The 22,661-nt window shown below is 72.8% G+C and carries 17 protein-coding genes; 7 read left to right on the top strand and 10 right to left on the bottom strand.

The features are described 5' to 3' along the window. The first annotated feature begins 6 nt into the window (after window positions 1–6). Window positions 7–1,155 carry an ABC transporter ATP-binding protein gene (locus IE313_RS22815; protein ID WP_189935185.1) on the top strand — a complete coding sequence of 383 codons (1,149 nt, stop codon included), beginning with the start codon at window positions 7–9 and terminating at the stop codon, window positions 1,153–1,155. 125 nt (window positions 1,156–1,280) lie between these two features. On the opposite strand, the gene IE313_RS22810 is transcribed toward IE313_RS22815, so the two are convergent. Then, a complete protein-coding gene (locus IE313_RS22810; RefSeq protein ID WP_189935183.1) occupies window positions 1,281–2,276 on the bottom strand; it encodes a pyridoxal-phosphate dependent enzyme in 996 nt (331 codons plus the stop codon). A gap of 502 nt (window positions 2,277–2,778) precedes the next feature. Between IE313_RS22810 and IE313_RS22805 the strand changes: the two genes are divergently transcribed. Then, on the top strand, window positions 2,779–4,038 hold the full coding sequence (locus IE313_RS22805) for a YncE family protein (protein ID WP_189935181.1): 1,260 nt from the start codon (window positions 2,779–2,781) through the stop codon (window positions 4,036–4,038). Window positions 4,039–4,261: 223 nt separating this feature from the next. Here IE313_RS22805 and IE313_RS22800 read toward each other — a convergent pair whose 3' ends face one another. Together IE313_RS22800 and IE313_RS22795 are read right to left on the bottom strand one after the other, a co-directional pair. Next, window positions 4,262–4,933 carry a hypothetical protein gene (locus tag IE313_RS22800; protein ID WP_189935179.1) on the bottom strand — a complete coding sequence of 224 codons (672 nt, stop codon included), beginning with the start codon at window positions 4,931–4,933 and terminating at the stop codon, window positions 4,262–4,264. Continuing rightward, entirely contained in the window at window positions 4,930–5,502 is a 573-nt protein-coding gene (locus IE313_RS22795) for an RNA polymerase sigma factor (protein WP_189935176.1), read from the bottom strand. The genes IE313_RS22800 and IE313_RS22795 overlap by 4 nt, the downstream gene beginning before the upstream one ends. A 685-nt stretch (window positions 5,503–6,187) precedes the next feature. On the opposite strand from IE313_RS22795, the gene IE313_RS22790 reads away from it, so the two are divergent. The 3 genes from IE313_RS22790 to IE313_RS22780 all read left to right on the top strand — a co-directional run bounded on the left by IE313_RS22790 (window position 6,188) and on the right by IE313_RS22780 (window position 10,202). Beyond that, window positions 6,188–6,709 (top strand): hypothetical protein, encoded by a 522-nt coding sequence (locus tag IE313_RS22790; protein WP_189935174.1) that lies wholly within the window; start codon window positions 6,188–6,190, stop codon window positions 6,707–6,709. A 2,336-nt stretch (window positions 6,710–9,045) separates the two neighbouring features. Beyond that, a complete protein-coding gene (locus IE313_RS22785; protein WP_189935172.1) occupies window positions 9,046–9,432 on the top strand; it encodes a TraR/DksA family transcriptional regulator in 387 nt (128 codons plus the stop codon). 146 nt (window positions 9,433–9,578) lie between these two features. Next, window positions 9,579–10,202, top strand: a complete 624-nt coding sequence (locus IE313_RS22780; protein ID WP_189935170.1) for an NADPH-dependent F420 reductase — start codon at window positions 9,579–9,581, stop codon at window positions 10,200–10,202. Window positions 10,203–10,262: 60 nt separating this feature from the next. Here IE313_RS22780 and IE313_RS22775 read toward each other — a convergent pair whose 3' ends face one another. The 4 genes from IE313_RS22775 to IE313_RS22760 all read right to left on the bottom strand — a co-directional run bounded on the left by IE313_RS22775 (window position 10,263) and on the right by IE313_RS22760 (window position 16,039). Next, window positions 10,263–11,426: an ABC transporter ATP-binding protein gene (locus IE313_RS22775; protein WP_189935168.1), complete on the bottom strand. Its 1,164-nt coding sequence runs from the start codon at window positions 11,424–11,426 to the stop codon at window positions 10,263–10,265. 25 nt (window positions 11,427–11,451) lie between these two features. Then, window positions 11,452–13,233, bottom strand: coding sequence for an ABC transporter permease (locus IE313_RS22770; protein WP_189935165.1), 1,782 nt, complete (start codon window positions 13,231–13,233; stop codon window positions 11,452–11,454). Window positions 13,234–13,316: 83 nt separating this feature from the next. Further along, on the bottom strand, window positions 13,317–14,489 hold the full coding sequence (locus IE313_RS22765; RefSeq protein ID WP_189935163.1) for an ABC transporter substrate-binding protein: 1,173 nt from the start codon (window positions 14,487–14,489) through the stop codon (window positions 13,317–13,319). 431 nt (window positions 14,490–14,920) lie between these two features. After that, a complete protein-coding gene (locus IE313_RS22760; protein WP_189935161.1) occupies window positions 14,921–16,039 on the bottom strand; it encodes a zinc-dependent alcohol dehydrogenase in 1,119 nt (372 codons plus the stop codon). A 231-nt stretch (window positions 16,040–16,270) separates the two neighbouring features. Here IE313_RS22760 and IE313_RS22755 point away from each other — a divergent pair, with 231 nt between their 5' ends. Continuing rightward, entirely contained in the window at window positions 16,271–17,068 is a 798-nt protein-coding gene (locus IE313_RS22755) for a FadR/GntR family transcriptional regulator (protein WP_189935159.1), read from the top strand. Between the two features lie 119 nt (window positions 17,069–17,187). On the opposite strand, the gene IE313_RS22750 is transcribed toward IE313_RS22755, so the two are convergent. The 3 genes from IE313_RS22750 to IE313_RS22740 all read right to left on the bottom strand — a co-directional run bounded on the left by IE313_RS22750 (window position 17,188) and on the right by IE313_RS22740 (window position 20,471). After that, window positions 17,188–18,486, bottom strand: coding sequence for an MFS transporter (locus IE313_RS22750; protein WP_189935157.1), 1,299 nt, complete (start codon window positions 18,484–18,486; stop codon window positions 17,188–17,190). Between the two features lie 201 nt (window positions 18,487–18,687). Next, on the bottom strand, window positions 18,688–19,383 hold the full coding sequence (locus IE313_RS22745) for a class I SAM-dependent methyltransferase (protein WP_189935155.1): 696 nt from the start codon (window positions 19,381–19,383) through the stop codon (window positions 18,688–18,690). A 62-nt stretch (window positions 19,384–19,445) separates the two neighbouring features. Continuing rightward, window positions 19,446–20,471, bottom strand: coding sequence for a cupin domain-containing protein (locus tag IE313_RS22740; RefSeq protein ID WP_189935153.1), 1,026 nt, complete (start codon window positions 20,469–20,471; stop codon window positions 19,446–19,448). Between the two features lie 632 nt (window positions 20,472–21,103). Here IE313_RS22740 and IE313_RS22735 point away from each other — a divergent pair. Further along, window positions 21,104–22,378, top strand: a complete 1,275-nt coding sequence (locus tag IE313_RS22735) for an NAD(P)/FAD-dependent oxidoreductase (RefSeq protein ID WP_189935151.1) — start codon at window positions 21,104–21,106, stop codon at window positions 22,376–22,378. The last annotated feature ends 283 nt before the right edge of the window (window positions 22,379–22,661 follow it).

Raw genomic sequence — 22,661 nt, 5'->3', positions numbered from 1 at the left:
CCGGACATGCTGATCGTGGACAACCTGGTGAAGAGCTACGGAACCGCGGCACGCGGCCGACGGCGGCGGGGCGCCGGCGACGGGGGCGCCGCGCGCGTCCACGCGGTCGGCGGCGCGAGCTTCGACGTGCGCGACGGTGAGCTCTTCACCCTGCTCGGGCCCTCGGGCTGCGGCAAGACCACCACCCTGCGCTCGGTCGCGGGCCTCGAACACCCGGACGGGGGCCGGATCACCCTGTCCGACCGGGTGCTGTTCGACGCGACGAGACGGGTCAACGTCCCCGCGAACCGGCGTGCGCTGGGCATGGTGTTCCAGTCGTACGCCATCTGGCCGCACATGACCGTCGCCAGGAACGTGTCGTTCCCGCTGGACATCCTGCCGCACGGGCGAAGGCCGGGGCGTCGGGAGATCGACGAGCGGGTGGCGCGGCTGCTGGAGGTCACGGAGCTCGCCGCGTACGCCTCGCGGCCCGCAACCAAGCTCTCCGGCGGCCAGCAGCAGCGTCTGGCGCTGGCCCGGGCGCTGGTCATCCAGCCCGAACTGCTGCTGCTGGACGAGCCGTTGTCCAATCTCGACGCGAAGCTGCGCGAGAGCATGCGCTTCGAGCTGAAGCGCCTGCAGCGCGAACTCGGCCTCACCGCCGTCTACGTCACCCACGACCAGTCCGAGGCGCTGGTGATGTCGAGCCGGATCGCCGTGATGAACGGGGGCGGGATCGAGCAGATCGGCAGCCCGCGGGAGATCTACACCAGGCCGGCCACGAAGTTCGTCGCCGAGTTCATCGGCACGTCGAACTTCGTGGCCGGGGTGGTGCGCACGGTGGACGGTGCCGAGGTGTGCGTGGACACCCCGGACGGCCGGGTGGTGTGCAGGGCCGGGATGGGCGGCACGGCGCCCGGCGCGGGCAGCGGCGTGCTGCTGTCCATCCGGCCGGAGGCCGTGGAGATCGGCACCGCGCCACCCGCCGAGGCGGTCAACCGGTGGTCGGGCGAGGTGCTGACCCGGGCGTACCTGGGCGATGCCGTCGACCACGTGGTGCGGGTCGGCGAGCGGGAGATGCGCATCCGCTCGAACCCGACACGGTCCATCGAACCGGGCACCGCCGTGCACCTTACGGTGGATCCCGCGAAGGTCACGCTCGTACCCGCCGGATAGGCGCCGGGGCCGGGCCCGCGGAAGGGCCCGCCCCGTCCTCCGGGCGGCAGTGCTCCGCACGGTGGGGCGCCGGGCGGCAGTGCTCCGCACGGTGGGGTGCCGGGCGTGTGCCGTGTGGCGTCCGGTCAGCGGCCGGATGCCGTGCGGCCCTCCGCGTACGCGACGGCCTCCTCGTGTCCGAAGAGGCCGGGAAGTCCGCCCGTGTGGAGGAGGACGGTCCGCTCACCGGGCCGGATGTCACCGTCGCGCACGGCGGCGATCAGGCCGGCCGCGGCCCGTCCGGTGTAGATCGGGTCCAGGACGACGCCTTCGGTCTCGGCCACGAGCGCGAGTGCGGCCTTGACGGGCTCGGTCAGGGTGCCGTACCCCGCACCGATCTGGTCACGGCGCACCCGCAGCCGGCCGGCCGGTACGGGTCCGGGGGCGAGGCTGTCGGTGAGGGCCGCGACGACGGGCGCGGGGTCGTCCAGTGCTCCGGTGTCGACGCCGAGTACGCGCTCCGGCCCGAGCGAGGCGACCAGACCCGCCATGGTGCCGCCCGAACCCAGCGCGACGACGACGGTCCGCAGGTCGGGAACCTGCTCGCGCAGCTCCTGCCCGCAGCGTACATAGCCGCGCGCGCCCAGCGTGGAGGAGCCGCCGAAGGGGATGAGCGAGGGCCGTGCGCCCCGTTCCCGCAGGCGCGCGCACACCTCCGCGGCCGCTTCTTCGAGGGCGGTTCTGCCGGCCGCACCGGACCACACGACCTCGGCGCCGAACAGTCCGTCCAGCACCAGGTTGCCGGACCGGGACCCTCCGGCAGCGCCGGGGAAGACGAGCACGGACCGCATACCGAGCCGGGCGGCCGCGGCGGCGGTCAGCCGGGCGTGGTTGCTCTGCGGGGCCCCGGTGGTCACGAGCGTGTCCGCGCCCTCGGCGACGGCCGCGCCCGCGGTCCACTCCAGCTTGCGCACCTTGTTGCCCCCGCCGCCGAGGCCGGTCAGGTCGTCCCGCTTGAGCAGGAGGTCGTCCGGGCCGAGACCCAGCGCGGTGCCGAGCCCGGTGAGCGGCTCCACCGGGGTCGGCCAGGTGCCGAGCGTGACGGCGGCGGGCGGTTCGAAGACGTGTGCTGCGGTGCTCATGGCAGCGATCCTCGCCGAGGCGCTCGTGCCCGGACAACCCCGCCGGGAACCGTGCCGTCGCGGGAAGTCCGAGGACCGGCCGGAAACCGGTTCCGCGGGCGAAGTGCTGTACCCGAAGGTGCCTCGCGGCCTCCCCTGACCCGCGGCGTTCGGGCATACTCCGTAGGGAGGGCGAACCGTCTCCGGGCGGCGTAGGCGCCTTCTGCCCAGCGCGCGGTGGCCCCGCCCCAAAAGCATGCATGCCGCGTTGGGCCACGCAGTCACCGCGGTGACCGCTCACCCTGAGCCCGCCCCGTACGGGGCGGGCTCTCCGGCCGGGTCAGGGCGGAACCGTCGGCGTCCCGCGTGCCCGTCCGCACCACTTTTGTCGTGTCCGCAGTCTTGTGGAGGGGGCGGGGCTTCCCTACTTTTCGGTAGGTCACATCTGAATGTGCCGATGTTCAGATTGCTCGCCGCGCCTTGGCATGCCCCCACCAAGCCATCCGAAGAGGAGAGAGCAGTCATGCCTGCCTCCACCCCCAGGCACCTGTGCTCCATCGCCGCCGCCCTCGTCCTGACCGTCACCGCGCCCGCGACCGCGGCCACCGCAGCCACCGCCCGGGACACCGCCGCGGACCTCCAGGAGGTGATGTTCGTGGGCAACAACTGGGACGGCACAGCGGACGTCATCAGGTCCACCGGCGACTTCGCGAAGGTCGGACGGATCGACGTCATCCCCGACAGGCAGGAGCGGCTGGCCGAGATCAATGCCGACCCCATCAGGTGGATCTACTACCAGGCCATCCGCGACACCGTCGGCGAAGGCCACGACCAGTTCGCCGACGACATGTACTCCACGCCCGACGGAAGCGCGGTGGTCGTCTCCCGGCCGAGCTTCGCCGACGTCGTCTCGATCGACCTCGCCACCGGTGACGTCAACTGGCGCTTTCCCGTGGCGGGTTACCGCGCCGACCACATGGCCCTGTCGCCCGACGGCACCCGGGTCGCGGTCTCGGCCTCCACCGCGAACACCGTGCACGTACTCGACATCGAGACCGGCCGGCAACTCGGCTCGTTCGCCAGTGGCGACAAACCGCACGAGAACATCTTCACCAGGGACGGCAAGTACCTCTGGAACATGTCGATAGGCGAGGTGAACACCGCCCTCGACGAGCCCTGGCTCGACTGGACGAAGGGCGACCGGCACATCACCGTCGTCGATGCCGCCACCTACAAGCAGGTCAAGGTCATCGACATGCGCCAGCGGCTCGACGACGCCGGCCTCACCGACTTCTCGGACGCCATGCGGCCAGCCGTCTTCTCGCCCGACGACTCCGCCTTCTACTTCCAGGTGTCGTTCTTCAACGGCTTCCTGGAGTACGACGTCGCCACCGACTCCATCACCCGGGTGAAGACCCTCCCGAAGAACCCCGCGACCAGCGACGACCGCACCACCTGGGTCAACGACTCGCGGGACCACGGCATCTCCGTGAACCCCGACGGCACCAAGCTGTGCATCGCGGCCACCATGGACGACTACGCCACCGTGGTCGACCGCGCCACCCTCGAGGAGGGCCCGCTGGTCACCGCCGCCAAGCCCTACTGGGCCACGGTCAGCGGCGACGGCAAGGAGTGCGTCATCTCCGAGAGCGGCGCCGACCGGATCACCGCGATCGACTTCGCCACCGGCCGCAGGACGGCGTCGGTGCCCGTGGGCGACCACCCGCAGAGGGTGCGGCTGGGACATGTGCAGGCGGGCTGGAGCGGTCCGTCGACCGGATGACCGTACCCGGAACGCCTTCGGCCGTGCCGCGGACAGCGGCCGCGCGCCGTCGTGGGCCGGGACGGCGCCGCACGCCCCGCACCGCCCGACGCGCTCCGGGGCCGGCCTCGGACGCCGGGACCACCTGCACCGAACGGGACGGGGTCGGCCGCCGTCGCCGGTGCGGTGGCCCGGACCGGCCGAGCTGAGCCGAGCGGGTGGTGCGGACCGGCGGGCGGCGCCGTCAGCCGACGGGAACGCTGGTCGGGCAGCCGGTGTCGTCGAAGATGTGCTCGATGCTGTCGCGGATCCACCGCAGCAGCAGGGTGAGCATCTCGGCGGTGGCGACGAGGCGTTCGCCGACCTGGCGGGTCCTCGCGTCCGACGCGGCGTCCACGGACTGCTGGACGGCTGCCCGGAAGTTCGCCATGCCTGCGACGACACGGTGGTGCAGGGCCATGGCCTCGTCCCGGCTGAGGCTGCGCTGCATGAGGCCCTTCTTCAGACGGATCAGCCGGGCGTGGCAGTCGTCCAGGAAGTCCGAGGCCAGACCCCAGTGCAGGCGCATGCTGTCGGGCAGCAGGGCACGGCCCACGACGGTCATGGTCCGGGTGGTGCCTGCGGCCTTGTCGAGCTGGTGGGGCAGGGCGTAGGGGGTCTTCAGGGCGAGCCACGGGGCGATGCCGTCGAGGGCCTGGCGCAGGGCGGCGTCGAGGTGCCCCCAGCGTTCGATGTCCCCGTGGCCCTCCGTGGTCGCTTCGGGGGCCACGGTCGCCGAGAAGATGGCGGCGCAGCCCGCGTCGAGGTCGGTGGCGGACTCGACCCGTGCAAGCAGTCCGCTTCCCGTGGCGGCCAGCCAGTCGTCAAACGCGGCTTCGCCGTCCGCATCCTTCGGGGGTGGGGTCGCCGTGCTCACTCTTCGCCTTCCTTCATCGACAACCAGGCGTGCTTGAGGTGTTTGCGGGCACGGGCCAGGTTCTGGCGCACCGCTTCGGGGGCCATGCCCAGGTGCTCGGCGGTCTCCTGCGCGGAGAACCCGTCGAACGCCCAGGCGAAGGCCTGTCGCTGCCGCATGGGCAGGGAGCCGAGCACCCGCAGGACCAGCGCCTCCTCGGTGCCCAGTGCCACGCTGTCCGCGGGGCATATGCCGCCCGGTAGGTCGGGCACCTCCTCGGACGCGTGCTCCCGCCGGCCGCGCTGCCTGAGCAGGTGGCGGAAGGCCACCCGGCGCAGCCAGGCGTGGGGGTGTTCGAGGGTCTCCCAGCATTCCCAGGCCAGCGCGAAGGCGCCCTGTGCCGCCTCGTGCGCCTCGTGGACGTCGGCCCCGTGGCGCATGACGAAGACGACCAGGCGGGGCATGATGCTCCGGTACGACTGGGCGAAGTCCGCCCTGGCAGCGGAGCTGGTGGGAGAGAGGACGGCCGGCTGCGGGGCGAGCGGCTCCTCCCGGCGCAGCGGGACCTGGGCCTGGCTCACGTCACTCATGCGTACCGCCGTGGCAGCACCCGGCCCTGCCGCCCCGGACCGTCACCCGGCGACGCCCGGCACACTGCCCGGCCGCGCGGCCACCGGGCGGCAAGGCCCCCGCCCGGCCCGCCATCAGGGGGATCATCGCCATCGCGTCCATGATCGGCCTTCCACTCATGCTCTTGCCCTTGGTCCTGCTCTACAAGAAACGCCGGTACTGACGGGGTGTAGTGCAACGAGAGTGTCCGATCGTGACACCGCTCGACGGACTTGCCCGGACCGTGACGGCGCGCGGCTCCCGTGTCCCCGCGCACCGCTCAGCAAACCCACAGCTCACCGTGGCGGTGTCGGCCCCAGCAGCGGCGAGGGTGACGTCCGACACAGGAACGCCGTTGTGCCGCCGCCGCGTTCGGGAGATGGCGGCGGAGCCGGTGCCAACGGCGCTGCCGCCGGGCGCCGCTTGCCGAGCCGTCGGCACGGCGGACGGCAGCACGGCGGACGGCAGCACGGCGGACGGCAGCACGGATGAGCGGGAGATCAGGCGGTCCGTGGTCGGCCGTCCGTGGTCGGGGCGGACGAGAGCGCTTCGGTCCGCGCGCCCGGCCCGGGCCGGTGGGGGCGCCGGGACCGGTCCCGGACCGGCCGCGCCACAGTGGGCACCTCCAGCAGGGCGGTGGGACCGCAGGCGAGGACGGGGCACATCGTGACGGAAGAAACCGGCATCCACCACCGTGCGGCGTTCCCGGCACGCCGGAGGTCCATGCTGCTCGGACCGGTCGTCGTGCTGCTCCTTGCTGGATGCGGGGACGGCGGGGCGTCGGGGCCGGGTGCCGCCGCCCCGCCGAAGGGCGGTGACCGCCACCCGCCGTCCCACTCCGCAACCGCCGGCGCCACGCCCGGCCGCACACCGGCCCCCACCCACACCCCCACGCCGGCACACCGCCGGGCGCGGGACGGGCGCGATCTCGACGCCTGCCGGGACCGCACCTGTGAAGTGGAGGTCAGGCAAGGTGACACGGTCCGCTTCTCCGCGCGGTTCGTGACCGACACCTTCACCATCGAGCGCATCACCGACGACAGGGTCGATTTCTCCGCGACGGATGACCAGCCCGCGCCGCTCAGGGGTTACGTCGGCGGCACGGGAGCGGTGGAGACCGGCGACATCCGCGTCGACTTCGACCGCACGCAGGACGGACGCATCATCCTGGAGTTCAGCCCCAGATGAGCGGCCCCCGGGCGACCCCGCGGCGAAGGACCGCGCGGGGACCGTCCGGGCGCCACCGGCTCCGCCGGGGCCCGGTCGGCGTCCGGCCCTGCGGCGCGCACCGGGCCGAGGGCAGTCCGGCCCCGGCCCGCTTCCGTGCCGTCGGGGCGCCTACGCGGCCGGGGCCGGTGGGCCGGTGAGGTCGCTCAGGCCGAGTCCGCGCAGCCGCCCGATCTGCGGTGCGTCGAACTCGGTCCACAACCCGGGGGGCACCAGCAGCCAGCCCACGACCGGCGGCCCCGACTCGCCCTCCGGCGCACCGCAGCCGTCAGGGCATGCGGACCCGTCGAACGCTCCGGAGCCGGACGCCGAGGGGGACCCGGCTGCCGGGGCGGGCGCGCCCGCAGGGTCCGGCACCCGCACCGAGGCGGACGGCCGCGACGAGGCCGGCGCGGCTCCCTGGGCCGGGGCCGCGGTCCCGCGTGAGGGTGTGCCCGTGCCCCGGGGCGGCTCGGTGCGCGGTGGAGGGACGGAGTGCCCCTGGGCGCGGGGCCACCGGGCCGCCCGGGCGGGACCGCAGGCGGGGGCGATGCGGGCGACCGGCGCCGGGCGGGCAACCGGCTGCGGGGGGCGGGATGTGTGTGGTGATGACATGAGTCCTCCCCATGCGGCGCGCGGCCGGCTGTTTCGGCCGGACGGCACTCGGGCCGCTGAACTTGCCAGTGTGCGCCGGGGCCCCAACGGCACGCTCAATTACCGTCAAAGTGCTGGCAAAGCACCACTTCGTGCCCCGCGCGCACGGCATACGACTGCCCGCCCGCCCGCGTAAACCCGCGCTGTCGCTGCACCACCGAACCCCCGCCCCAGCGCTCTGTCCCGCGCCCCCGCGCCGTGCCCGGCGCCCCGCGGGGGTCCGCCGGCGCCGGCGCCCACGCCGTCGCGCCCTCCCCCTGCCCCGGCGGCTCCGCGCGGCAGGCGGCCCCGTACGCACCGCCCGGGCGTACGGGGCCCGGGGCCCGGGCCCGCCTCCCCAGGAGGACCCGCACCCCGCAACGATCCGACGGTCATTCAGCCCGTCGGATCGCCGTACTGGAGCCGCGGTCGTTCGTCGACACGTGCACCCGGCCGTACACCCGCGGATCACCCGTGGTCGCGGCGCCGGTCCTGCCCCACCGGTTGCGCCGTCGTTGCTGCGCCGCTCGTTCCTGCGTCGTCGAAAACGGTGGACGCCGCGTACACCGCAGATCCGGGCGCTGGAGTACAGCGCCGGGCGGCGCTTACCGGGAACCACCCTTGCCAAGCCGATCAAGTACGCCGCGTCGACTCCCCTGACCTCGGCGAACGTGGCCCCGTGTCGGTGGGGTGGCACAGGCCGCAGGCACCGCCGTCCGCGCATCCGGCCGGCCGGACGCCGCCCCGAGCGCCGGACACCGCCGCGATGCGCACGTTTCCTGAGACCGGCATTCCGGTGGCGGCGCGGGCGGTGAAGCCCGTGCCGCGGTCGGTGCCGGCGCAGGACATCCCCGCGCCGCAGCCGTGGAAGACGGCGGGGTCTCCCCCCGGTCCGCCTCCACCACGGCCCCGGCCGGGAGACCGGCGGCGGCCGTCCACGAACCGCCGAGGTCGGTCGAGCGGTGGGCACCGGTGCCGGGGAGGCTCCACACCGCGGCGCCCGTGCCACCCGCACCGCCCTCGCCGGTCGCGGCGGTCGCGCCGGCCGCGCCGGCCGCGCCGGCCGCGGCGGTCGCGCCGGCCGCGGCGGTCGCGGCGGTCGCACAGCCTGGGACGGTCGCACTGTCCGGCACGGTCGCACTGTCCGGCACGGTCGCGCTGTCCGGGACGGTCGCCGCCGCTGCGGGCGCGGCGGCGGTCGGCGCTGCCGGCGGGCCCAGCCCCACCAGGCGGGCGGCCACCGCCGACCACGCCGGCCCGAGCACACCGGCAGGACGTCTTCGCACGGGCCCTTCTCCTCTGCGGTCCGCTCGCCCCGCCACCGCATTCGGGCGGCTCATCGGACCAATGAGGCTGGGAGCGCTCCCATACCCGTTCAGACGGATGCTGGCCGCTGGACGCGAGCATGAGAACCCATCACGCGGATGCGGCAATCGAAGTCGCCAGCAGCGCTGCCGGGTCGGGGACGAGGCAGCCGGGGGCACCGCGGCGGCCGCCTTCCCCGTCCGGCCCGACCGCCCCAAGGGGTGAATGTCGAATTCGATCCGAATCGACGTGATTGGTCCGGCCACTTGAGGGAATGGGCTCGGCGGTCACCCGCTGGGACGCACACACGTTCCGCGATCGGCCGCCCGCGAAGGGTCACGGCGGAATAGCCGCGTCCGCTGGTGCCGCTGTACTCACCGATGGAACGTTCTCCCGGAGGTGCCGGGCTCTCCGCGGCCCGCGCGCGTGCCGCGGCGGAGGCGATCGACCGGGCGCGCGCCGAGACGGTGCGGCTCATCGACTCGCTGAGCCGGCTGTGGGACAACGTGGTCGCGGCGTCGGCCCTGACCGGCAACGACGACGAGCACGACCCGGAGGGCGCCACGGTCGCGTTCGAACGCGCCCAACTGCGTGACGCCCTCAAGCAGGCGCGTGCCGATCTCGCCGATCTCGACCGGGCCTTCGAACGGTTGCGCACCGGTGCGTACGGGACCTGCGAGCGCTGCGGCGGCCCGATCGGCGCCGAGCGGCTGGACGCCCGGCCCACAGCGCGGACCTGTATCGACTGCGCCGGCGGACCCGGATGAGTACGCGGGACCGGCGCGCGCCGCCCGGGCCGCGGCGAGCTCCCTCGGCCCCCGGGCCCCGCGTTTCGCCACCGCCGCGCGAGGGCACTCGGCGGGGCCGGGACGGTGCGGGCGGCGGGTGCCAGGGGCGACGACAGGGAGGCACCATGAGGATCGGCATCATCGGAGCGGGGCGCATCGGCTCCACCCTCGGCCGGCAGCTCGCCGGCATCGGCCACGAGGTGGCCATCGCGAACTCCCGGGGACCGGAGACGCTCGGCGACCTGGTGGCCGACATCGGTGGATCGGCGAGGGCCGTGACCCCCAGGGAGGCCGCCGAGTTCGGCCAGGTGGTCATCGAGACGATCCCCTACGGCCGCTACAGGGAACTGCCTGCCGAGCAGCTTCGCGGCAAGGTCGTCGTGGACACCGCCAACTACCACCCCGAGCGTGACGGGCACGACCCCGAGCTGGACGACGACTCCACCACCTCCAGCGAGAAGATCAGGGCCTTCACCGGCGCGAACCTCGTCAAGGCGTTCAACGCCATCTACTGGGAGAACCTGCGTGACCAGGGCCGCCCCAAGGGTGAGCCCGGGCGGCTGGCGATTCCCGTCTCCGGCACCGACTCGGAGGCGAAGGCGGTGGTGTCGGGGCTGATCCGGGACATCGGGTTCGACCCGGTGGACGCCGGCGACCTCGGGCGGGGCGGCCGCAAGCACCAGCCGGGCACGAACGTCTACGCGGTCCCGCTGACCGCCGAGGAGCTGAGCGGCGCCCTGCACGTGTGAGGGCGTCCCGGCGCGCGCGGATCCTGCCGGGCGGTGCACCCGGCAGGATCCGCGTGCGTGTCACCCGATGTCGCCGGCGCCCTTCGCGGTGGCCCCGGACAGGGACGCACCGGCGCCGGAGGCGTCGCCGTCGGTGTTGACCGGGATCGCGATGGCGGTGGCCTCCTCGGGGACCACGTAGACCGGGTCGCCGTGGGCGAGGCCGATCTTCTCGCGGTACATCCGCGAGCGCAGCAGGGTGTCGCCGACGCGGACGTGGTAGTCCCAGCAGTCGCCGTGGTAGATGCTGAACTCGACGGTGCCCTTCCAGCCGCGGCCGGAGGGGTCCTTGCGGGACAGGACCAGGCTTTCGGGACGCAGGAAGACGTTGACGCTGCTGCCCTCGCTCAGCTTTCCGGTGGGCAGGCAGCTCAGCCTGCCCTGGACCAGGTCGATCTCGACGGTGTTGGCGTCGCGGGACAGCACGGTGCCGGGCAGGCTGTTGGAGATCCCCATGAACCGCGCGGTGAACTCCTCGCGCGGCCAGGCGTAGATCTCCTGCGCCGCGCCGCGCTCCACGATCCGGCCGCGGTCCATGACGATCACCTCGTCGGAGACCGCGAGCGCCTCGTCCTGGTCATGGGTGACGAAGACGGTGGTGATGCCGAGGCGCTGCTGCACGCCGCGGATCTCGTCGCGCACCCGGTCGCGCAGGCCGGCGTCGAGGTTGCTGAGCGGCTCGTCCAGCAGCAGCACCTCGGGCTCCCTGGTCAGGGCGCGGGCCAGGGAGATGCGCTGCTGCTGGCCGCCGGACAGCGCGGGCGCCGGCCGGTCGGCGAGATCGGCCAGACCGACCATGTCGAGCGCCTCCATGGCCCGCCGGCGCGCCTCGGCGCGCGGCAGCCGCTTCTGGCCGGACCTGAGCGGGAACATCACGTTCTCGATGGCGGTCATATGGGGCCAGACGGCGTACGACTGGAAGACCACGCCGATGGGCCGGTGGTGCACACCGACGTAGACGCCTTCGCCGGGCGCGCACACCAGTTTCCCGCCGATGCTGATCCGGCCCGCGTCCGGCCGCTCCAGGCCGGCGATCAGGCGCAGGGTGGTCGTCTTCCCGCACCCGCTCGGGCCGAGCAGGGTGACCAGTTTCCCCTCGGGGACGTCCAGGTCGATGCCGTCGACGGCATTGCGCGACACCGCCCGTCCCTCGAATCGTTTGACCAGGCCGCGTACCTCGATCACGACACTCTCCTTTGAGTACTCAGGCTCACTGACGGTTCAGCCCGGTCTTGCTGCCGAGCAGGCGGACCAGCGCGACGATCAGGGCCAGGAAGACGACGATGGCGACGCCCAGTGCGGCGACGATCGGGTAACTGCCGTTGGACCATTCCTGGTAGATCGTCACCGACACCACTTGGGTGTCCTGGGTGTAGAGGAAGATGGCGGCCGAGATCTCGCGGAACGCGACGATGACCGTGTAGAGGAACGCCGCGAGCAGCGAGGGCACCAGCAGGGGCACGTAGATGCGCCGGAAGGTGCGCAGCCATGTCGCGCCACTGGCCGCCGCGGCCTCCTCCAGCTCGTCCTTGATCTGGGCCATGCCGGGCACGATGTAGCGCAGCCCGTAGGGCAGGCCGATGGTCACGAAGGCGATCACCAGGATCGTCAGGGTGCCGTACATCTGGAAGGGGATCGGCGCGGTCAGGTACCAGTACAGGATCCCGACGCCCATGACGACGCTCGGGACGGCGAGCGGGACGGTGGCCAGGCCCTCCAGCACGCCCCGGCCGCGGACCTTGGTCTTCACCGTGATGTAGGCGACCAGCGAGCTGAGCACGGTGACGATGACACCGGCGAGCACGGCGGTGACCAGGCTGTTGCGGACCGAGCTGATGAGGGCCGGGGTGGCCAGGATGTCGCGGTAGTTGGCCAGGGTGAGGTGGTGCAGTGCCGACAGGGACGGCGGCTCGTAGCCGGGCAGCAGGGACGACCAGACGAGCATCAGCAGCGGCAGCGCCACGGCGCAGACGAAGAACAGCACGAAGACGGCGAGCCCCAGCCACCGCCACCGTCCGATGTCGGTCACGGTGGGCCGGTAGCCCTTGCCGGTGATGGTCTGTGCGGCGGCGCCCGAGCCGCTGAGGCGCCTGGAGAGCCACAGTCCGACGGTGGCCACGGCGAGGATGAAGATGCCGGTGACACCGACGGTCCCGTAGTCGGTCGGGAAGGTCTGCAGGGCCTTGTAGATCCTGCTGACGAAGACGAACGTGTGCCCGGGCACGCCGATGAGCTGCGGCACCTCGAAGGTGGAGATGGTCTGCACGAACATCAGCAGGGCCGCCGACATGATGGCGGGCCTGATCAGCCTGGCCGTGATGGTGCGAAAGACCCGCCGCGGCGGCGCGCCGGAGCTGAGGGCGGCCTCTTCCAGCGAGGAGTCCATGGAGGTGAAGGCCGCGGTGCCCATCAGGAAGGCGACGGGAGTGACGTGCATGGACTGCACGAGGACCATGCCGGACAGCGAGTAGATGTTGAACGCCGGCAGGTGCAGGGTGCCGAGCAGGACGTTCAGGGCGCCGGTGTGCGGGGCGAACAGCAGGGCCCAGGCGACGGTGTTGAGGATGCCCGGGATGATCAGCGGGATCAGCGCCGCGACCTGGGCGAAGAACTTGGCGGGCGTGTTGGTGCGGGTGACCAGGTAGGCGAGGCCGAAGCCGATGACGGTGCACAGCACGGCGGTGGCCGCGGCGTAGGCGAAGGAGTTGCCGACCAGGGTCCAGAAGTCCGCGCTGCCCAGCGTCTCGGTGTAGTGGCGCAGTGTCCACTCGGCGGGGCCCGTGTTGAGGAAGGACGACTGGAGGCTGGCCACCGCCATGGTGGCCGCGGGCACCACGGCCAGGTAGGTGACCACGAGGGCCACCACGGCGAGCAGGATGTGGCGCGGGTCGCGGAACCACTCCAGGACGGTGCGCGTTCTGGTGCTGCGTGCGGGGCTGAGCGGGGCCCGGGCCGGTGGTGGCGCCGGACGGGAGCGGCTGATCAGGCTCATGGCGTGGCCGTCCTGGGATCGGTGGGGCGGGGCGGTGGTTCAGGGCGGGGGGTGGCGGGTGCCTCGGCGTGGCGGTGGGGGTGTCAGGCGGCGTGCAGCGCCTTCTGGTACTCCTCCAGGTAGCGGTCGTAGGTGTCCGCCGTGATGACCGGCGTGGACCACGCGGGCGTCCACTTGCCGGGGTTCCACACCGTCGGGTCGTCGTGCTCGGTGTCGCTCAGCGAGACGTGGTTGCTGATGCTGACGACCTGCTGCTGCCCGCGCTGCGACATGATCCAGTCGATGAAGAGCCTGGCCGCGGCAGGGTGCGGGGGCTTGTTGGCCATCTCGGCGAGGACGGCGGCCGCCGGGACGGGGTCCGTGTTGCTGAAGGCGAGCCTGCCGGGTGTCTTCTTGGACAGGGCGGCCGCCTTGTAGCCGTAGGCGTTGGCCACTGCCGCGGGGTCGCCCGCCTGAACGTCCGTCAGGGACTGGGTGTGGCTCTCGACCAGACGTGGTGCGTTGTCGCCGAGTTTTCTGACGAGGTCGAGTGCCTTGTCGTGGCCCATGGCCGAGATCAGGCCCTCGTACCAGTTGATGGCGTTGGGGTTGATCGAGAAGTGCCCCTTCCACTGGGGCTTGGTGAGGTCCTCGATGGCGTGCGGGATGGGCAGGTGCTGGGCCGAGACGGACTGCGGGTTGTACGCGATGGCGCTGGTGTTGACGTAGACGACGTTGCGGTAGCCGTCCGGGAGGTTCCGCAACTGCTTGGGCAGGGCGGGTGTCTCGGGTACGCGGTAGGGGGCGAGGGTGCCCACCTTGATCAACTGGTAGACGGGTTCGGAGTCGGCGGTGATGACGTCGGCGTTGTACTTGCCGCCGCGCTGCTCCGTGATCAGGCGGGACGGGAGCTTGTCGGCGCTCAGCCGCAGTGCCTCCACCCTGACCTTCGGATACTCCTTCCGGAACGCGGCGATCATGCCGTTCACGTCGTCGTCGGCGAACGTGGTGTACCAGAGGACCTTGCCCTCCTGCTCCGCCTCGGGCAGCAGTTCCTCGGCCCGCTGGGCCGGGGCCACCCGGGTGGTGGTGCCGGCGACCCCGCCCGAGCAGGCGGTCAGCGCACCGGCGAGCAGCACCGCTCCGGCGGCCCTGGTCGGGATGCGCCGTCTGCGGCGCGCGGCCCGGACGTTCGTCCGCGCTCGTTCCTCGAAGGCTTGCGGCGCTCGCCGTTCCTGCCGCTCGTAGTGCTCTTGCGCGTCACGCTCTTCGTGCATGCGGTCACTTCCGGTTGAGGCCCACGGGGAAGACCGGGCAGTGGCTGATATCGATGGGTAATCGCCGGGAAAAATCCCTGTCATTCTGGGCTGAGGGTATGACCATTGCAATAGAAGCGACATGCTTTTCTTGAACACCCCGCGGCATGGTGTGCGCGGGGTGCGCGGGGTGCCGCGCCATGGGCGCGGTGGGCGTGCGCGCCGCGCAGCTCAGCCGGGGTGCGACCCGCTGCCGGGCCTGACGGTGTGGTGGTTCGCGTCCCGGTACGACCGGGTGGGTGGCACGCCACCGGCCCGGCGGCACGGACCTGAGGCGACGGCCCGACGGCACCCGGGCACGTGTGCGACACCCGGGCCTTCGGCCGGTGCGGTGCGGCGGCGGCCCCCCTTGCACCCTCGGCGCACCGCCGGACCTCGGCCGCCCCGCGCGGTCAGGCTCCCACGCTGACGTGCAGGGCGTGCTCGCCGCTGTGGCCGGCCACGGTACGCAGGGCCAGATCTGTTTCGGCCACCGGGAAGTGATGGGTCGTCAGCAGATGCAGGGGATAGCGCCCGGAGCGGATGATGTCCAGCGCGGGCTCCACGGACCGGTGGTCGTGGCCGTGCGCCCCGACCATGCGCAGTTCCCGGCGCACCACGGTGTCGTAGGGGAAGTCTTCGGGCAGGCAGGCGGGGATGCGGCCCTCGTCGGGGGCGGCCAGCACGACCGTGGCACGGTCGGCCGCCATCGCGACGGCTTCCGCGACGGTGCCGGGCTCCGGCGTCAGGTGCACCACGATGTCCGCGCCGCGCCCGCCGGTCAGCTCCCGTACGCCGTCGACGGCCGCCTCCTCGTCGCGGAAGACGACATGGGCGGCCCCGAGGTGCTTGGCGAGGTGCAGATGCTGCCACCGGGCGGCCGGCCCCACCGCGATGACGGTTCCCGCACCCGCCTCATGGGCGGCGAGCACGCACCCGAGGCCCTGGCGGCCGGTGCCGAGGACCACGACGGTGTCCCCGGCACGCAGCCGCGCCTGCCGCACGACCCAGCGGATCCCGCTGGACAGCGGTGCGAACAACGTGGCGGCCCGCGGGTCGACGGTGTCGCCCACCGGGTGCACGACGGAGCGCGGATGCAGATAGAGGTAGTCGCTGAAGCCGCCGTACAGACCGGGGCGGGAGGCGACCGGGGTGCGGCCGTAACCCGGGTGCGGTGTGCCGCCGCCGTCGCCGGCGGCACGGCACAGCCGGTAGTCGCCGCGCCGGCAGGGACGGCAGGTCCCGCAGGGCAGGAACTCCTCCACCGCGATCCGGTCGCCGACGGCCACGCCCCACCGCGCTGCCGCCCGCTCCCCCAGCGCCGTCACCCGGCCGACGGTCTCGTGCCCCAGGATGACGCCGCCGCAGCCGCGCAGGTAGCGTTCCCAGTCGGTGGGGCAGACACCGGTCGCCTCCACCCGCAGCAGGCCCTCGTCCGCCCCCGGGCGCGGCAGCGGGAGGTCGCGCAGCCTGGTGGTGCCGGGCCCCTCGGCGACCGCGGCCCGGGCCCGCTCGGGTAGTGCTTCGTCCAACTGGCACCTCGTCGGGTCGCTGGTGCCCGCTCACCGCGGGGTGGCGGCCGGGGCGGCGGTGGGGGTCCTCCGGCGGCTGCGCGGGTTTTCCGGATCGCGCACGTCGCACGCGCGGGAATGTCACTGTGGGGGCGAGTCGGCAGGCGCACGGGAAACGGCCCCACCAGGGACTATTGGTCATACCCTAATCCGCTAAGCTAGACTCGTCAACGTGTAACGAAAGGACCCCTTATGCCGCCCCGCCGAGCGTCCGCAAAGAGCGCGGACGGCCAGTCCGGCCGTCTGCTGACTCCCGTGAACGACCGCCGGATCTCCGCGCTCATCGTGGACCAGGTGCGCACGCTCATCCACGAGGGCAAGCTCTCCCCGGGCGACCGTCTTCCACCGGAGCGCGAGATGTGCGAGCGGTTCGGGGTGAGCCGGGTCACCGTGCGCGAGGCCCTGCGGGTGCTGGAGGCCGGCGGCCTCGTGGAGATCCGCGTCGGCGCCCACGGCGGCGCGTTCGTCACCCAGCCGACCAGCGACCGGGTGGGCGCCAGCATCGTCGACCTGCTCACCCTGTCGGCCGTGACGGCGAGCGAGGTCACCGAGGTCCGCATGGTGCTGGAGGTCGGCATCATCCCGATCCTGTGCGCGCACGCGGACGACGCGGACATCGCCGCCCTGACGGCCATCTGCGATCGCCAGGAGGCGGCACTGACCAGCGGGGAGTACGACGTCTCGCTGTCCGCCGAGTTCCACTCCGCCCTCGCCGCGGCCACCCACAACACCGCCTTCGAGATGCTGGTGCACTCCTTCCACGGCCCGCTGCTGATGTCCCTGCGGACGGCGAAGAGCACGGCGCCGGAGATGGGCCACCGCGGCCTGGAGGAGCACCGCGCGATCCTGGCGGCCATCCAGGCCGGTGACGCGGAGGCCGGTTCGCGGATCATGCGCGAGCACCTGTCCCGCACGGCCGACCGGCTGTGCCTGGAGGAGCCGGAGAAGGCGGACCGGGCGGACCGCCCGGCCGGTGCCGCGACCCGGTAGGCCACCGCACCGGGCGCCCCCCGTACGTGCAGCGACCGCGCCCCGGGAGATCCCGGGACGCGGTCGCTGCACGTACGGATGCGAGGCGCGCGGCCTGCCGGGCCGGCCGGGCCCGCGGGTCAGTACCCCTGCGGGCGGAGCACCAGGCAGCAGCAGAGTGACACCACCACGGACAGGAACAGCACGCCGAACCCCGCGGTGTAGGAGCCGGTGGCGGTCAGCAGGGTGCCCATGAGGCCGGGCAGTGCCGCGCCGACGAGGTTGGTGAGCGAGGCGAAGACACTGCTGGAGTACTCGGACTGGCGCGTCGGCATCAGGCTGTGCAGCAGGGACCAGTTGGTGACGACGCACCAGGCGTTGCCCGCCAGGCCCAGGAAGATGAAGAAGCTGTCGACGCCCGCGTTGTGGAACAGCGCGGTGCCCGCGATCCCGAGGCCCTCGATGGCGAACCCCCAGGCAGCCCACCCGGCGCGCTTCACCTTGCGGTCCGAGGCCCGGCCGACCAGCACCATGACCACGATCGAGAGCACGTTGGCGACGGTCAGCAGCAGGCCGATGTCACCGAGGTCGACGTGCCGCTCGTCCCGCAGGTACAGCGGGACCCAGGTCACCAGGCCGTAGAAGGGGGCGTTGGTGCCGATGTACATCAGCATCGTGAGCCAGTACCGGTAGTTGCGGAACGGCGACTCGGGCCCCCGCTTCGGGACGACCGTCGTCGACTCGAACCGGCCCTCCACGATGTGCTGCACCTCCTGCTCACTCACCCCGTGCGCCTGGTCGGGACGGTCCTGGAGCAGCACAAGCACCACGCAGAAGGCGAACAGCGCGGCCACCACGGCCTGTACGAAGAAGGTGACGCGCCAGCCTGCCGAGGAGAGCATGGTGGTGGTGAGCGAGCTGCCGAGCGCCGAGCCGACGAAGATGCCCGACAGCCACGAGGCGTTCGCCCGGGCCCGCTCGTGCATCGGGAACCAGCGTGCGGTCAGGGTGTGCGCCACCGGATAGAAGCAGGCCTCGCCGATCGCGAGCAGGATCCGTGTCCCGTACAGCTCGTTCAGGGTGTTCACGAAGGGCGGCAGTGCGAGCGCCACCACCCATATGGCCGTGCCGATGAGCATCGAGGTGCGCGGCCCGAGGCGCTTGAGCACGAAGCCCCAGGCGAACAGGGCGATGCCGTACGCGTACAGGAAGAGGCTGGTCAGCCAGCCCACCGAACCGGGGTGTCGGTCCAGGCCGAACTGGTGGCTGAAGGGGCCGTCGGCGACGATCACCCCGATGGAGGACTTGCTCAACTGGGCGACCGAGAAGGCGATCAGCAGCGGCAGGCTGACGTGCAGCCACCTGTGCAGGTGCCGGCCGCGCAGCGTGCTGCCCGGGCCGTCGTGCCTACCGGTGCCCGGTTCGGTGTCGGTGGTCATGGTGATCCTTGCGCGGCTCGTTGCGGGGAGGTGGCTCCGGGCGGGCGGGACGGCGGAAGGGGAGCGCCGTACGGCCTCGCGGGAGGCTGAGGAGGAAGGGTGGCGCGCCGGAGGGCGGCGGGATCCGGTGGCGGCGGTATGGGCGCCGGTGCGGTGCGGGCGGCGGGTGGCAAGGACTCGCCGACGCCGGCGCGGGGAAGGTCAGGCGCCTGCGGTGCGGCCCGCGAACAGGCAGGTGTAGAACGCCTTCCAGGCGATGTCCACCTCGTTCACGCCGGCGGCGCGGTAACCGTCGAGGTGGTCGCGGACGGTCGGCAGGGGGCCGTCGTGGTGGTGGGCGGTGGCCGCGGGGCGGGGCGGTGTGAAGCGCGTGCGCACCGATCGGTAGCGCCGGTCCCACAGCGCGTCGTCCGGGGCGATGTGGTCCAGGTTGACCAGCCAGCCGCCGGGGGCGAGCAGTCCGGCCGCCTCACGGTAGAAGCCGTGGAGTTCCGCACGGCCCAGATGGTGGCTGGCGCGTGAGGAGAGGAGGACGTCCGCACCGCCGGGAACACCGGCGGCGCGCAGCGCCGTCATGTCGCCCATCAGGAAGTCGACCCGGTCGCCGAACCGCGCCAGATCGCTCCTGGCGCGGTCGAGCATGGTGGCGGAGACGTCCAACCACACCCCCCGTGCACCGGGGAACGCGTCGAGCAGCACGGACAGGAACTTTCCCGCCCCGCCTGCGACGTCGACGACCAGGCCCGGCGCCGGTGTCTCCTCGGCGACGAGCCCGGCCGCGATCCTGCGCGGCAGTTCGAGCAGGTCTCCCGCGCCCTGCGGATCAGCCCCGAGCCAGGCGCGGGCGAACTCGGGGTCGGACCAGACTGCGGCTGCCGAACTGCTCTGTTCCGGCATCTCGTCTCCTTGCTGGCTGCGGGGCTCTGACGGCTGGGTGGCTCGTCGCTTCGGGCGCGGTGTCAGGAGCGGGCGTGTGCCCCGCCGGTCGCCTCGTCGTACTCGGGGGCGTTCTCCAGGTAGGTGACGTTGTCGTAGCCGAGCTGCTTGAACAGGCGGTTCTGGGCGGAGATCATCACCAGCGGCTCGCCGTCGGCGGAGAAGTGCTGGGCGACGGTGTTGTGCGGGACGTAGAGGGTGTCCCCCGCCTTGAACTCGTGCCGGGTGGGCTCGTTGGCGATGCGCGCGTAGTACTTCTCGGCGATCTCCGCCTCCACCTCCCAGTGCAGGCTGTAGCCCGAGCCGGAGCGCACGTAGAGCACCTCGTCCGCCATGTGCCAGCGCTTGCCGGAACGGCTGCCCGCCGGGATGTCCAGCACGAAGGCGTCGACGCTGAAGGTGCGCACGTCGTCACCGGGGCCCGACAGCCTGCGCACCCGGCCGAGGGGCGTGGTCTCCCAGGTGGTGTCCGAGGACTTGACGACCTTGCGGCGCTTCTCCACGTCCGGCGTCCACACCTGCGACCAGTCCTCGCGGGGGCCGAAGCGCTCCTCGTTCTCGACCGGGCCGCTGCGGCCCTGCTGGATCAGCCCGAGGTACATCCACATCGACTTCGCCTTGAAGATCAGACAACGTGCCGTCTCGTCATAGGGGTTGAAGTGCCGGTGCACCGAGTCGGTGTGGACGATGACCAGGTCGTCCTTCTCCCACTCGTAGCGCTGGTCGTCGTGGATCTCGTAGCCCTTGCCCTCCAGGATGTAGAAGGCGGCCTCGTTCTGGTGGCCGTGCCCGTGGTTGGACGACTGCGGGGGCAGTTCCACGAAGTGGACCTGGAGGCTCTGAGTGAGGAACGGGTCGTCACCGGGGCCGATGCGCCACCAGGTGCGTGACTTCTCCGAGTCGCCAGAGTGGGCCACCTTGGCGTCGTCGACCACCACGGAGTCGTCGCGCACCCGCGGGGCGTCGAGCTGGCTGCGGCGGAACTCCCTCAGCCCGTACGTCTCCGAGGTGATTCCCCTGAGGAAGACCCGGCCCTTTTTGCCGCTCATACAGTTCTGCTCCTCTTGGTCTCGGCGCCGACCCGGCCCTGGCGCTCGGAGTCGACCGTCGGTGTTCCGGTGTGCCGTGCATGCCCCGCGGTGCCGCGGGCGGGGACTGCGCGTCCCCGCCCGCGGCCGTGGCCCGCACCGCGGCGGGGTGCCCGGGGATCGCACCGGGCACGGTCGGGGACGGCTTCGCTTCCGGGAAGTGCCGGCGGCAGGGACCGCCCGCGGCCCGGCGGGGTGACGCGGGCCCAGCGAGCGCCGCCATGGGCGCGAACTGCCGTCCTGTCCACGGTGGTCGGCCTCTGCGGAACCGGCATGACCACCCTCATGTCTAATGGCCTAACCGTTATATCAACGGACCCCTGGGCCGTCAACGGATCCGGCGACCCCGGAAGCCACCACCGGACAGCCCGGCCGAATCCCCCTCCTCCGCCGCCCACCACCGTCGACGGCGCACCCTTCCCGCGACCCCACGTCGATGGTTTAATGGTCCTACATTTAAAACCTCTGAGTCAGAGAGATTTGCCGATGCTACGCACAGACCAGCGTCACTGCCCAGAGCGGGCCACGGCAACCGGGCGGCCCCCGCGGCCGGCGTGCGGCCCGGTGGTCCGGTACGCGGGCCGGTGCGTCCGATGAGCGCCGGCACACTGATCGTCGGGGCCAGCCAGGCGGGCCTCCAACTGGCCGTATCGCTGCGCGAACTCGGCGACACCGGTCCCGTCACGCTGGTCGGCGAGGAGCGGCGGCCGCCGTACCAGCGGCCGCCGCTGTCCAAGGAGGTCCTGACCGGTAAGGCCGAGCTGGACTCGCTGGCCTTCCGCGCACCCGCCTTCTACGCCGAGGCCGGGATCACCCTGATCTGCGGTGAGCGGGTGACCGGGGTGCGGCTCGCCGACTCGGGGCCGCCCGGCTCCGGTACGGCGACCACCGACAGCGGCCGTGAGCTGCCCTTCGACCGGCTGGCGCTGACCGTCGGGGCCGGGCCACGGCGGCTCGACGTGCCCGGTGCGGACCTGGACGGTGTCTGCTACCTGCGCGACCACGAGGACGCGGCGCGACTGCGCGCCCGGCTGGCGGACAGGCCCCGGGTGGTGGTGGTCGGCGGTGGCTTCATCGGCCTCGAGGCCGCCGCGGCGGCCCGGTCGCTCGGCGCGCCGGTGACGGTGCTTGAGGCCGCGGACCGGCTGATGTCCCGGGCGGTGGCCCCGGTCGTCTCGGAGTTCTACCGTGCCGCGCACGGACGCCGCGGCACGGAGGTACGGCTCTCGGCAGGCGTCACGGGCTTCGACGGCGCGAACGGCCGGGTCACCGGCGTGCGGCTCGCAGACGGCTCCCGGGTGGCGGCCGACCTGGTGCTGGTCGGGGTGGGAGTGCTGCCCCGCACCGAACTCGCCCGGCAGCTCGGACTGCTGTGCGAGGACGGCATCGTCGTCGACGCCTGCGCACGCACCAGCAACCCCGCCGTGGTCGCGGCCGGCGACTGCACCGTCCAGCCGCATCCCGTGACGGGGCGGGGCAGGGTGCGGCTGGAGTCCGTGCACAATGCCGTGGCACAGGCGCAGGCCGCCGCCGCGGCACTGCTGGGCCGCAGGCCCGCGCAGGCAGCCGGGCAGGTGCCCTGGTTCTGGTCGTTCCAGGGCGATCTGCGGCTGCAGATCGCCGGGCTCTCCACGGGCTACGACACCTGTGTGGTGCGCGGCGACCGGGAGGGCGAGCGGTTCTCGGTCCTGTACTACCGCGAGGGGCGGCTGCTCGCGGTCGACGCCGTCAACCGCCCGGCGGACTACATGGCGGTACGCACGGCGCTGGGCCGGCGGGCCACGATCCCCGCCGACCTCGCCGCCGACGCGGACACCCCGCTGAAGTCCCTCATCACCGCCCCGGCCGATCCGGCACCCGCGGCCTGACCCGCCCCGACCGCGCCCCCGCCTCCGGCGACCGCACCCGGGAGCGGGGGCGCAGCCATGGCGGAGCACGGCCCATCCCGCCGGGCGGCCACCGCGGCAGCCGGCCGCCGGCGCGTCGGCGAGGACACACGCACCCTCCTCGCCGCGCCCCCTCGAAGGCGCAGACGCGGGCACGGGTGTGGACGCAAGGCGCAGGGCCATGCGGAGCCGCAGCCCCCTGCACGCAATGCGTGGGCGCCAGGCGCACCGGGGCGCTTCCGCGTCAGGGCACCGGGGCCGACCC

The sequence above is a fragment of the Streptomyces sulfonofaciens genome, assembly GCF_014656295.1.
Lineage (GTDB): Bacteria > Actinomycetota > Actinomycetes > Streptomycetales > Streptomycetaceae > Streptomyces > Streptomyces sulfonofaciens.
This window is presented reverse-complemented; position numbering and strand designations above follow the sequence as displayed.

What these genes read in the sequence shown, in the direction of transcription:
- IE313_RS22815 (WP_189935185.1), top strand. Translation starts at nt 7, where the DNA reads ATGCTGATCGTGGACAACCTGGTGAAGAGCTACGGAACCGCGGCACGC.
- IE313_RS22810 (WP_189935183.1), bottom strand. Translation starts at nt 2,276, where the DNA reads ATGAGCACCGCAGCACACGTCTTCGAACCGCCCGCCGCCGTCACGCTC.
- IE313_RS22805 (WP_189935181.1), top strand. Translation starts at nt 2,779, where the DNA reads ATGCCTGCCTCCACCCCCAGGCACCTGTGCTCCATCGCCGCCGCCCTC.
- IE313_RS22795 (WP_189935176.1), bottom strand. Translation starts at nt 5,502, where the DNA reads ATGAGTGACGTGAGCCAGGCCCAGGTCCCGCTGCGCCGGGAGGAGCCG.
- IE313_RS22785 (WP_189935172.1), top strand. Translation starts at nt 9,046, where the DNA reads ATGGAACGTTCTCCCGGAGGTGCCGGGCTCTCCGCGGCCCGCGCGCGT.
- IE313_RS22780 (WP_189935170.1), top strand. Translation starts at nt 9,579, where the DNA reads ATGAGGATCGGCATCATCGGAGCGGGGCGCATCGGCTCCACCCTCGGC.
- IE313_RS22770 (WP_189935165.1), bottom strand. Translation starts at nt 13,233, where the DNA reads ATGAGCCTGATCAGCCGCTCCCGTCCGGCGCCACCACCGGCCCGGGCC.
- IE313_RS22765 (WP_189935163.1), bottom strand. Translation starts at nt 14,489, where the DNA reads ATGCACGAAGAGCGTGACGCGCAAGAGCACTACGAGCGGCAGGAACGG.
- IE313_RS22755 (WP_189935159.1), top strand. Translation starts at nt 16,271, where the DNA reads ATGCCGCCCCGCCGAGCGTCCGCAAAGAGCGCGGACGGCCAGTCCGGC.
- IE313_RS22750 (WP_189935157.1), bottom strand. Translation starts at nt 18,486, where the DNA reads ATGACCACCGACACCGAACCGGGCACCGGTAGGCACGACGGCCCGGGC.
- IE313_RS22745 (WP_189935155.1), bottom strand. Translation starts at nt 19,383, where the DNA reads ATGCCGGAACAGAGCAGTTCGGCAGCCGCAGTCTGGTCCGACCCCGAG.
- IE313_RS22740 (WP_189935153.1), bottom strand. Translation starts at nt 20,471, where the DNA reads ATGAGCGGCAAAAAGGGCCGGGTCTTCCTCAGGGGAATCACCTCGGAG.
- IE313_RS22735 (WP_189935151.1), top strand. Translation starts at nt 21,104, where the DNA reads ATGAGCGCCGGCACACTGATCGTCGGGGCCAGCCAGGCGGGCCTCCAA.